Source organism: Pseudonocardia sp. NPDC049635, from assembly GCF_040659795.1.
Classification (GTDB): domain Bacteria; phylum Actinomycetota; class Actinomycetes; order Mycobacteriales; family Pseudonocardiaceae; genus Pseudonocardia.
In genome coordinates, this window is the sequence record NZ_JBFAON010000019.1 from 107,776 (window position 1) to 118,364 (window position 10,589).

The 10,589-nt window shown below is 73.9% G+C and carries 12 protein-coding genes; 6 read left to right on the top strand and 6 right to left on the bottom strand.

Annotation, left to right across the window (positions count from 1 at the left end):
• Positions 1-7 precede the first annotated feature (7 nt).
• Positions 8-952 carry a tetratricopeptide repeat protein gene (locus tag AB0J24_RS21285; RefSeq protein WP_358683915.1) on the bottom strand — a complete coding sequence of 315 codons (945 nt, stop codon included), beginning with the start codon at positions 950-952 and terminating at the stop codon, positions 8-10.
• A 354-nt stretch (positions 953-1,306) separates the two neighbouring features.
• Between AB0J24_RS21285 and AB0J24_RS21290 the strand changes: the two genes are divergently transcribed.
• On the top strand, positions 1,307-1,552 hold the full coding sequence (locus tag AB0J24_RS21290; RefSeq protein ID WP_358683917.1) for a hypothetical protein: 246 nt from the start codon (positions 1,307-1,309) through the stop codon (positions 1,550-1,552).
• A gap of 94 nt (positions 1,553-1,646) precedes the next feature.
• On the opposite strand, the gene AB0J24_RS21295 is transcribed toward AB0J24_RS21290, so the two are convergent.
• The gene (locus AB0J24_RS21295) at positions 1,647-2,591 is read right to left on the bottom strand and encodes an alpha/beta fold hydrolase (RefSeq protein WP_358683919.1); all 945 of its coding nucleotides are present in this window, start codon (positions 2,589-2,591) and stop codon (positions 1,647-1,649) included.
• Positions 2,588-2,908 carry a thiamine-binding protein gene (locus AB0J24_RS21300; protein WP_358683921.1) on the bottom strand — a complete coding sequence of 107 codons (321 nt, stop codon included), beginning with the start codon at positions 2,906-2,908 and terminating at the stop codon, positions 2,588-2,590. The genes AB0J24_RS21295 and AB0J24_RS21300 overlap by 4 nt, the downstream gene beginning before the upstream one ends.
• Before the next feature lie 116 nt (positions 2,909-3,024).
• Here AB0J24_RS21300 and AB0J24_RS21305 point away from each other — a divergent pair, with 116 nt between their 5' ends.
• Entirely contained in the window at positions 3,025-3,528 is a 504-nt protein-coding gene (locus tag AB0J24_RS21305) for a MarR family transcriptional regulator (protein ID WP_358683923.1), read from the top strand.
• 35 nt (positions 3,529-3,563) lie between these two features.
• On the opposite strand, the gene AB0J24_RS21310 is transcribed toward AB0J24_RS21305, so the two are convergent.
• On the bottom strand, positions 3,564-3,755 hold the full coding sequence (locus AB0J24_RS21310; protein WP_358683925.1) for a hypothetical protein: 192 nt from the start codon (positions 3,753-3,755) through the stop codon (positions 3,564-3,566).
• A 141-nt stretch (positions 3,756-3,896) separates the two neighbouring features.
• Here AB0J24_RS21310 and AB0J24_RS21315 point away from each other — a divergent pair, with 141 nt between their 5' ends.
• On the top strand, positions 3,897-4,865 hold the full coding sequence (locus AB0J24_RS21315; RefSeq protein ID WP_358683927.1) for a helix-turn-helix transcriptional regulator: 969 nt from the start codon (positions 3,897-3,899) through the stop codon (positions 4,863-4,865).
• Between the two features lie 8 nt (positions 4,866-4,873).
• On the opposite strand, the gene meaB is transcribed toward AB0J24_RS21315, so the two are convergent.
• Both meaB and AB0J24_RS21325 read right to left on the bottom strand, forming a co-directional pair.
• Positions 4,874-5,833, bottom strand: a complete 960-nt coding sequence (meaB, locus tag AB0J24_RS21320; RefSeq protein WP_358683929.1) for a methylmalonyl Co-A mutase-associated GTPase MeaB — start codon at positions 5,831-5,833, stop codon at positions 4,874-4,876.
• A 70-nt stretch (positions 5,834-5,903) separates the two neighbouring features.
• Positions 5,904-7,091, bottom strand: a complete 1,188-nt coding sequence (locus AB0J24_RS21325) for an acetyl-CoA C-acetyltransferase (protein WP_358683931.1) — start codon at positions 7,089-7,091, stop codon at positions 5,904-5,906.
• Between the two features lie 143 nt (positions 7,092-7,234).
• Here AB0J24_RS21325 and mce point away from each other — a divergent pair, with 143 nt between their 5' ends.
• From mce to AB0J24_RS21340, 3 genes are all read left to right on the top strand, one after another.
• Positions 7,235-7,693, top strand: coding sequence for a methylmalonyl-CoA epimerase (mce, locus tag AB0J24_RS21330; RefSeq protein ID WP_358683933.1), 459 nt, complete (start codon positions 7,235-7,237; stop codon positions 7,691-7,693).
• A gap of 227 nt (positions 7,694-7,920) precedes the next feature.
• Complete coding sequence (gene ccrA, locus AB0J24_RS21335; RefSeq protein ID WP_358683935.1) at positions 7,921-9,252, top strand: crotonyl-CoA carboxylase/reductase; 1,332 nt, start codon at positions 7,921-7,923, stop codon at positions 9,250-9,252.
• A 61-nt stretch (positions 9,253-9,313) separates the two neighbouring features.
• On the top strand, positions 9,314-10,510 hold the full coding sequence (locus tag AB0J24_RS21340) for a hypothetical protein (RefSeq protein ID WP_358683937.1): 1,197 nt from the start codon (positions 9,314-9,316) through the stop codon (positions 10,508-10,510).
• Positions 10,511-10,589: the final 79 nt, after the last annotated feature.

Genomic DNA, 10,589 nt, shown 5'->3' on the forward strand with positions numbered 1-10,589 from the left:
CGTGGGCTCAGAACAGCGCCCGGCCCAGCGCACGGCGCGCAGTGCTCACCCGCGGGTCGTCGGCCGGGAAGAGCTCGAACAACCCGACCAGGTGTGCCCGGGCCCGGTCGCGATCGTCACCACCGGTCCGGGAGACGGTGGCGACCAGCCGGGAGAACGCCGCCTCGACCCGGTCCGCCGCCATCTCGGCATCGGCCGCAGCGAGCTGTGCGTCGACGTCGTCGGGGTTGGCGTCGGCGCGCTCGATCGCGCTCGGGTCGGCCTGCTCGGCGCGGGCCAGGAACTTCACCTGGGCGAGCGCGGCGGAAGCCTGCTCGTTGGCCGGCTCGACGTCCAGGATCGCCTGGTAGGCGGCCGCCGCGGCCTCGTAGTCGCCCTGCTCCAGAGCCTCCTCGGCGGCGGTGAACCGCGGGTCCTCCGGCTCCTCCTGCGCCTCGGGCACCCCGTCGGCGCCCTCCGCCGCCCGGCGCTCGCCCTCGGCGATCGCGGGCATCCGGTCACGCAGCGCGTCGAGCAGCGAACGGACCCACTCGGCGACCCGGTCGTCCGGGATCGTGCCGTTGACGGCGTCCACCGGCTGACCACCGACCAGCACGACCAGCATCGGGACCTGCTGGACGCCGAACGCCTGGGCGACCCGCGGCTGGGTGTCGATGTCCACCCGGGCCAGGCGCCACGCGCCACCACCGGTGGACGCCAGCCGCTCCAGCTCGGAGGAGAGCTGCTCGGCCCGCGGGTAACGGCTGGCCCACAGCTCGACGACGACCGGGACCTGCAGCGACGGCTCGAGGACCTCGCTCTGGAAGCCCTGCTCGGTGGCGTCGACCACCCACCCGCCGCCGGGGGCGCCGGGGCCTGCGGCACCGCCCCCGGGCGGGGTCGGCTTGTTGGCCGCGTCGGCTCGCGCCTTCAGGCCCGAGAGGTCGACCGCTCCGGCCATCGCGGAGGACATCGCCGCACGCTGGGCCGTCTGACGAGGATCTGGACGAGACACGCCGTCCATCCTGGCACGGACGCGTGTCGGACGTGACGCACCCCGCCGTCACCGGGGCACGGTGCACCGACCGCCCGGCCCCGGCGAGTCGTCGGCCACGCGGTGCCGGCGACCGTGCCGCCCGGTTCACGATCACCGGACCGGCGGAGCATCACCGGCCCCACTCGCTCGTTGAACCCCGTGCAGGGCCTCGACGGTGACCCTGCGTCATCGAGATCGGCGGCCGGTTCCGCGTCACCGATCCGGTGCGACCCCGAGAAGACGAGCGAGAACGCCGGATCGATGCCGGCCGCGACGGAGGAATCCCAGAAGATGAGCAACGCGCAGACCGCTGCCAAGCCGACCCTCGCCTACGCGTCGCTGGCGCTGGGCGCCCTCGGCGTGATCGCCGGGTTCCTGGTGCCGCTGTTCGCCTGGATCCTGGGGGCCGTCGGCCTGGTCGTCGGATTCCTGGCGTTCCGCCAGCCGGCCATCACCAAGCTGGGCCAGATCGGCATGGCGGTCAGCTTCGTGGCGATCCTGGTGGGCGTGTTCCACTTCACCAGCCTGATCGCCTGACGACCGCGGCCGCACCTGCGGCCCGGGTGCGAACGGCCGGTGACGGATCCCCGTCACCGGCCGTTCGCCGTCTCCGGACCGTCCCCGGCGGTGGTCAGCTCCGGGCCGGCAGCCCGGTCCCCACGGCGAGATCCGCGAGCAGCCCGCCGAGCGCAGCCGGGCGGGTGAGCATCGGGAAGTGACCGCCCGGGATCTCCACGACCTCCGCGCCGATCCGCTCCGCCTCCCGGCGGCTGCCCGCCGGATCGACGACGCGATCGTCGGAGCAGACGACCGACACCGTCCTGACCCCGGGCCACGCCTCGATCGGGCACGGCTCCCGCAGCAGGCTCCAGTCCTGCGGACGCAGCTGTGCCACCGCGGCGGTGACCAGACGCTCCGCTTCCGCCCGATCGGCGGCCGCCGCGCCGGGCCCGGCCAGTTCGTCGGCCACTCCCCGGTAGAGGCCGCTCGTCGCCACCGATGCGTCCGGCCAGAAGGTCACCGGCCCCTCGCCGCGACGGACCCCGGCGTCGTAACCGGGCACCATCAGGCCGGTGTCGGACCGCAGCCGGTCCAGCTGGGGGCGGCCCGGCTCGGGAACGAGCGCGCCGACCAGCACCAGTGCCCGGACCCGCCCGGCACCCAGCCGGGCCGCCGCGACGGTGGCCGCCAGCCCGCCGAGCGAGTGCCCGACCAGGACCACCGGCCGGCCGCGCCCCTCGGGCTGCACGGCGGCGTCGGGCAGGTCGGGGCCCGCGGCCGCGAGCACCGCGGCGACCTGCTCCTCGTACCCACCGCGCTCGGCGGGCAGGTCCGGCGCGGACACCGGTACACCGCTGCGCTCCAGCACCCGGGCCACCGGCGCCCACGACACCCCTCGGTGCCAGGCCCCGTGCACCAGCACCACCCGTGCGGCGCCCGGCGGGGGCGCCCCGGTCACCTCGGCACCACCGGACGTCGCCGCCCCCGCGACCCCGGCCGCGTCCGCCCCGGCGGAACCGGTGGAACCGGCGGGCCCGGCCGGCTCCGGCCCCGCCCCGCCGTGCCCACCGGTCACGCCCCGGCCTCCTCGCCCCGCAGGTGCTGCTCGACCCGGTCCACCTTCGCCCGGAGCTGCCCGCGGTAGCCGGGCCGGATGTCGGCCTTGAGCACGAGACTGACCCGAGGCGACACGGCGGCGACCGCCTCGACGGCCCGCTTGACGACGGCCATCCCCTCGTCCCAGGTCTCCGACTCGATCGTGGTGAACATCGACGTGGTCTCGTTGGGCAGACCGGACTCCCGGACCACCCGCACCGCCTCGGCGACCGCGGCGCTGACCCCGCCGTCACCCGACCCGGAACCGGACGGTGCGATGCTGAACGCGAAGAGCATGTCGCCACAGTGCCATGCGGACACGGCCGTGCGGCCACAGCGATCCCGCCCTCGACGACACGGCGATCCGCCCATGATCGCCGATCGGCCCGTGACCACTTGCTAGCGTCGTGCGCATGGCATCTCGCGGGTCGCTCCCCTTCGACCCGATCCAGCGCGCCGCCGACCTGTGGGAGGAGCGGATCGGCCCCTCCCGGACGATGGCCGCCGTCACCAGCGTGATGCGCGTGCAGCAGATCCTGCTCTCCGAGGTGGACGGTGCACTCCGGCCGCTCGGCCTCACCTTCGCCCGTTACGAGGCGCTGGTGCTGCTCGACTTCGCCCGGCGGGGCAGTCTGCCGATGCGGGTGATGGGCGAGCGGCTGCAGCTGCACCCGACGAGCGTCACCAACATCGTCGACCGGTTGCAGGGCGACGGGTTGGTCCGCAGGCTCCCGCACCCCACCGACCGCCGGGCCACGCTGGTCGAGCTGACCGACGAGGGCCGGGCCCGGCTGGCGAAGGCGACCGCCGCGGTGACGGCGATCGAGTTCGGGCTCGGCGGGCTGGACGAGGCCGACCAGGACCGGCTCACCACGCTGCTGCGCAGCGTCCGCCGCGCGGCCGGCGACTTCGACTGACGGCACGGACCCGCCCGGCCGCGCCGGACGGCCGCTCATCGCCCGCCCCCGCGGCGGCGCCGCCGACGCAGCGGCGGCGGGAACCCGTGCCCGTGCCCCGGCCAGCTCCGCATCGTTCTGCCGCGCCACAGCGACGGCGGACCCAGCCGCCGCACCGTCGCCCAGCCCGCGAGGGCGCCGCAGGCACCGGCGAGCACCGCGCAGCAGACATAGTCGACCAGGTCCATGCCACACCCTCCCGATCACCCGTGCCGACGCACCTGATGCACGTGCCCGTACCAGCGCACTCCCGTGCTGCACGTCGTCGTTGACGCCCTGTTGCGGCAACGGCGTTGACGCTAGCGCGGCCCCCCGACAGAATCGGCCGGGTGGACGACGGGAGCGGGGAGACCGGCCGGTCCGGGACGGGTCGCGGGTATCCCTTCCTGCGCGCCGCCCGGCTCGATCGCGGCTGGTCGCAGGCTCGCGCAGCGCAGGAGCTGGCCCGGCTCGCGGAGCGCACCGGAGGCGGGCGGGCCCGACCGGGCAGCCTCAAGACCCAGCTCTCCCGCTGGGAGAACGGACACGCGACGCCTGCTCCCGGACAACGGGCTCTGCTGGCCGAGCTCTACGGGAGCACCCCGGCCGGGCTCGGGCTGGAGCCCGCGGCCCCGGCCGGCACCGCCGACCCCGACGGCACCGCGGGCACGCAGCGGCTCCGGGCGGCGTTGGACCGGTCCGCGGCGATCGGCGACACGGAGCTGCGCCTGCTGGGCGACCAGCTGCGCGCGATCGCCGCACTCGACGGGCGGCTCGGCACCGCGGCGGCGCACGGACCGCTCGCCGCTCTCGTCGAACAGCTCCGCGAGCTGCTGAGCCACTGCGTGCACCCGGAGCGCACCGTCGCGCTGGCGGAGCTGCTCGCGGGCGCCGCCCTGCTGGCCGGCGACCAGGAACACGACCGGGCAGCACCGGATCGTGCCTGGCTGGCGTACGGCCTCGCGGCCGACGCGGCGCTGCGTGCGGGCGACGCCGGGACCGCCGAGCTGGCCGCGCGCCGCCGGGACCGGCTGCGCGCCGAGCTCCGCGGGGACCGGCCCGGGGAACCGGCGCCACCTGCGCCGGAGCGCTACCCGGCACCGGTGGCGATCACGGTCGAACTCGACGGGCACCCGTCCGACGGGGCCTGCGATCCTCCCGTCCGCGACCAGCTCGAGGAGATCCTGCGGGAGGCGGTCACCGCGCACCGGGCCGGGGAGGCCGGGGAGGCCGCCGGCGCTGCCGCGCGGGCCCGGCAGCTGGCCCTGCGCAGCGGGTCGGCGCGCGCGCTGGCCGTGCTCGCCCGGCTCGGCCGGTGACGGGCCGATCAGCCGGACTGTTCGAGCAGCTCGTCCGCCGCCGCCCAGGGGTCGAGGTCACCGGCGAGCACCCGCCCGGTCAGCGCGTCCAGCGCCTCCCCGCCGCGCACCCGTTCCATCCGGGCGCGCACCTGCTCCATCCCGATGGCCTCGATCTCCCGCCGGACCCGTTCGCGCCGGCGCCGGTCCCGTTCACCGGACTTGCGCGACCAAACCAGGTGGTCGTCGAGGGCGTCGGCGAGCGCACCGATCCCCTCGGACCGGGACGCGACGGTCATCAGCACCGGCGGCTCCCAGGCGTCCGCCCCGCCGTGCTCGCGCAGGTGGAGCATGTTCCGCAGCTCGCGCACGGTCCGCCGGGCGCCCTCCCGGTCCGCCTTGTTCACCACGAAGACGTCGCCGATCTCGAGGATCCCGGCCTTGGCCGCCTGGATGCCGTCACCCATCCCGGGCGCCATCAGCACGACGGTGCTGTCGGCCAGTCCGACGATCTCCACCTCGGACTGGCCGACCCCGACGGTCTCGACCAGGATCACCTCGCAGCCGGCGGCGTCGAGCACCCGCAACGCCTGCGGGGTCGCCCAGGACAGCCCACCGAGATGCCCGCGGGTGGCCATCGAGCGGATGAAGACGCCGTCGTCGTCGGCGTGCTCGCCCATCCGGACCCGGTCGCCGAGCAGCGCGCCCCCGCTGAACGGCGACGACGGGTCCACGGCGAGCACCCCGACCCGTCGGTCGCGGGCACGGAGTTCGGTGACCAGCGCCGAGGTGCTGGTCGACTTCCCGACTCCGGGCGACCCGGTGAGCCCGACGACGTGCGCCCCGCCGGTGTGCGGGGTCAGGGCGGCGGAGACCTCACGCAGCTGCGGGCCGGCGTTCTCCACCATCGAGATCAGCCGGGCGACGGCGAGCTGCTGACCGGCACGCGCCCGCTGCACGAGCTCGTGGGGGTCCGGCGGTCCGGGCACGAGCGGTCCTCCTGGTAGGGATACGCGTCGGCCCCCGCCGCGGCGGGGGCCGACGATCGTCACACGCGGGTCAGGACTTCGGCACGCGGATGATCAGCGCGTCGCCCTGGCCACCGCCTCCGCACAGCGCGGCCGCGCCGACACCGCCGCCGCGGGACTTCAGCGCCAGCGCCAGGTGCAGGGCGATCCGGGCACCGGACATCCCGATCGGGTGGCCCAGCGCGATCGCCCCGCCGTCGACGTTCACCTTGTCCTCGTCGATGCCCAGCTTGCGGGTGGAGACGATGCCGACCGCCGCGAACGCCTCGTTGATCTCGACCAGGTCGAGGTCCGCGGGCTGGACGCCCTCCTTCTGGCAGGCCTTCGCGATCGCGTTCGCCGGCTGCTCGTGCAGGCTGGCGTCCGGCCCGGCGACGACGCCGTGCGCACCGATCTCGGCGATCCAGTCCAGGCCGAGCTCCTCGGCCTTGGCCTTGCTCATCACCACGACCGCGGCCGCACCGTCGGAGATCTGCGACGCCGAGCCTGCGGTGATCGTGCCGTCCGAGGCGAACGCCGGGCGCAGCTTGCCCAGGCCCTCGGTGGTGGTGTCCCCGCGGACGCCCTCGTCGGTGGCGAAGATGACCGGGTCGCCCTTGCGCTGCGGGATCTCGACCGGGGTGATCTCCTGCTCGAACGTGCCGTCCCCGGCGGCCCGGGCGGCCAGCTGGTGCGAACGGGCGGAGAAGGCGTCCTGCTCCTCGCGGGTCAGGCCGTAGCGCTCGTTGTACTTCTCGGTCGAGGCGCCCATCGCGACCTGGTCGAAGGCGCAGAACAGGCCGTCGTAGGACATGTGGTCGGTGAGCGTGGCGTCGCCGAACTTGGTGCCCTCGCGGGACTTGGTCAGCAGGTGCGGCGCCTGGCTCATCGACTCCTGCCCGCCGGCGACGACGACGTCGAACTCCCCGGCCCGGATGAGCTGGTCGGCGAGCGCGATGGCGTCGATACCGGACAGACAGACCTTGTTGATGGTCAGCGCCGGGACGTCCATCGGGATGCCGGCCGCGACCGCCGCCTGCCGCGCGGGGATCTGCCCGGCGCCCGCGGTCAGCACCTGCCCCATGATCGTGTACTCGACCTGCTCGGGCGCGACGCCTGCCCGCTCCAGCGCCGCCTTGATGGCGATCCCACCCAGCTGGGCGCCGGAGAATCCCTTCAGCGAGCCGAGCAGACGGCCCATCGGCGTGCGGGCGCCGGCGACGATCACGGTTCCGGACACGGGGTCCTCCAGCAGGCTTCGTTGACAGGTTCGCGGGCGGTCACCATACCCACGCGCTGCGCGGTCGCGGGACACGTCGGAGGGTGGGGGTGACCAGTGGCACAGCGGGCTACTCGCCGGTAGTCGAGGTACCTTCTGCCCTCATGACGACAACCGAGGACGCACTGTCGCAGCTGGTCGTGGCCGTCGACCACGTCGGGATCGCGGTACCCGACCTGGACGAGGCGATCCGCTGGTACGCCGAGAACCTGGGCCTGGTCGCCGTGCACGAGGAGACGAACGCCGAGCAGGGCGTGCGGGAGGCGATGCTCGGCGCGCCGGGCGAGCCGGCCGGGGCCACCAAGGTGCAGCTGCTCGCCCCGCTGGACGAGAACTCGACGATCGCGAAGTTCATCGACCGCAACGGCCCCGGACTGCAGCAGGTCGCCTACCGGGTCACCGACGTCGCGGCCGCGGCCGACGCGTTGCGCGCGAAGGGCCTGCGCCTGCTCTACGACGAGCCGCGGCGGGGGACGTCGAACTCGAAGGTCAACTTCGTGCACCCGAAGGACGCGGGCGGGGTGCTGGTCGAGCTCGTCGAGCCGGCCCCGGGCCAGCACTGAGCGCCCGGCCGGATCGGCGCCGACCAGCGCCGATCCGGCCGCCCGGACCGGTACGTCCCATCGAAAGGCCAGTACGGACGTCCGGTGGCGTGAGTCACGAAGTCGGCGCCACACTCACGCGCAGCGTCGCTCTGCGGTTAACATACTACGCGGTAACTTGCGGTATCCCAAGCAAATCGGGGTGCACGCACCCACTCCCCTAGCAACGTCGCCATCGGAGGCCAGCAGTGAAGGACATCCGCGACGCCATCCTCGCCGGGCAGTTCGCCGACGTCGGAGGCCTGGAGGTGCCCGAGAGCTACCGGGGCGTCACCGTCCGGGCCGAGGACGCCGACATGTTCGAGGGCCTGCCCACCAAGGAGAAGGATCCGCGCAAGAGCCTGCGGGTCGAGGAGGTCCCCGTCCCCGAGCTGGGCCCCGGTGAGGCGCTGGTCGCCGTGATGGCCAGTGCCATCAACTACAACACCGTGTGGACCTCGATCTTCGAGCCGGTCTCGACGTTCGCCTTCCTCAAGCGCTACGGCAAGCTCTCCCCGCTCACCGCGCGGCACGACCTGCCCTACCACGTGGTCGGCTCGGACCTGGCGGGCGTGGTGGTGAAGACCGGGCCGGGGGTCAACGCCTGGAAGGCCGGCGACCAGGTCGTCGCGCACTGCCTCTCGGTCGAGCTGGAGAGCCCGGACGGGCACTCGGACACGATGATGGACCCGGAGCAGCGGATCTGGGGCTTCGAGACCAACTTCGGCGGCCTGGCCGATCTCGCGCTGGTGAAGTCCAACCAGCTGATGCCCAAGCCCGCCCACCTGACCTGGGAGGAGGCCGCGTCCCCCGGACTGGTCAACTCCACGGCGTACCGGCAGCTGGTCTCCCGCAACGGTGCCGACATGAAGCAGGGCGACGTGGTGCTGATCTGGGGTGCCTCCGGCGGTCTCGGCTCCTACGCCACCCAGTTCGCCCTGAACGGCGGCGCCACCCCGGTCTGTGTCGTCTCCTCCGAGGAGAAGGCCCGCATCTGCCGGGACATGGGGGCCGAGCTGGTCATCGACCGCAACGCCGAGGGCTACCGGTTCTGGAAGGACCCGCAGACCCAGGACCCGAAGGAGTGGAAGCGGTTCGGGGCGAAGATCCGCGAGCTGACCGGCGGCGAGGACCCGGACATCGTGTTCGAACACCCCGGCCGGGAGACCTTCGGCGCGAGCGTCTACGTCACCCGCAAGGGCGGCCAGATCGTCACCTGTGCGTCGACGTCGGGGTACATGCACGAGTTCGACAACCGCTACCTGTGGATGAACCTGAAGCGGATCGTCGGTTCGCACTTCGCGAACTACCGCGAGGCGTTCGAGGCGAACCGGCTGGTCGCCAAGGGGATGATCCACCCCACCCTGTCCCGGGTGTATCCGCTGACCGAGACCGGCCAGGCCGCGTACGACGTGCACCGCAACGCCCACCAGGGCAAGGTCGGCGTGCTCGCGCTGGCCCCCGAGGAGGGACTGGGTGTCACCGATCAGGAGACCCGGGAGAAGCACATCGACGGGATCAATCGCTTCCGCGGCGTGTGAGCGTGTCTCGGCTGTGCCTTTCGGCACAGCCGAGCACCCGGCCCGAAGGTACGGTGAGCACATGGCCGGTGACCACGATGTACCCGTACCACGGACCGGTTTCTCGGTCACGCGCCGCGGATACGACCGGGCCCAGGTCGACAGCCACCTCCGGCGGCTCGACGCCGAGGTGCGGATGCTGGCCGCCGATCGGGATGCCGCGGTCGCCCAGAACACCCGGTTGAGCCGGGAGCTCGACGATGCCCGTAGCCGGGTCGAGGCCCTGCAGCAGCAGGTCAACCGGCTCGCCGGCCCGCCGCAGAGCGTCCAGGGCATGAGCGAACGGTTGCGTTCGATGCTGCGCCTCGCCGAGGACGAGGTCGCCGAGATGCACGCCCGGGCCGATCGTGAGGTCGCCGCGCAGCGCCGGCAGGCCGACGAGCACGCCAAGGCCGTCCTCGCCGATGCCCGCGCGCGGGCAGAGCAGATCCTCGCCGACGCGGAGGCGCGCCGGGCCGAGCTGGACCGGCGGGCCGACGAGCGCGAGCGGGCCATCGACGACCATCAGGCACGCGTCGAGCGGGAGCTGGCGGACCTGCGTGAGCGCACCCAGACCGAGCTCGCGGAGCTGCGGGAGCGCACCGAGCGGTCGCTGGCCGAGCAGCGGCAGAACACCGAGCGCGAGCTGTCCGAGAAGGAACGCATCGTCACCGAACGGATCACCCGGGCCGACACCGAGGCCCGGGAGAACCGCGAGCAGGTGGAACACGACTTCCGGATCGCGATGGACCAGCGCCGCAGCGAGGCGCTCACCGCGCTGATCGCCGAACGGGACGCGCTGACCGAGGAGATCGACCGGCGCAACCACGAGGCCGACGAGCAGATCCGGCGGTTGCTGGACGAGGCCGGCGCCGAGGGTGAGCGGATCCGGGCCGAGGCGCGGCACGACGCCGACGAGATCACCGTGCGGGCCCGTCAGCGGGTCGAGCAGCTCACCGAGCTGCGGGGCCGCGTGTCCGACCAGCTCCGGTCCGCCCGCGCGCTGATCGACGACGTGGCCACGGACCTCGACGCGGGGCCAGGGCTCGACGACGAGCCGTGCCTCGGTGAGGAGCCGGGCCTCGGTGGCGGGTCGGGCCCCGATGACGAGGAGCCCGCGGGAGCCTCCCCCGGGCAGGCGTCGGCCCCCGGCGAGGGCGCCGACGCGACCGGAAGCCGCTCGCCCGCGCCGCGCCCGCGCGCGAACGGGCGCACCCAGCACGCCGCACGGGTGCGCTGAGCCCACTGTCCGCCGGCGGACCGGGGGTGGGTGTTGCTCGTTTCCGCTCACCTTGTGAGCAGAACCTCACATCCGGTCG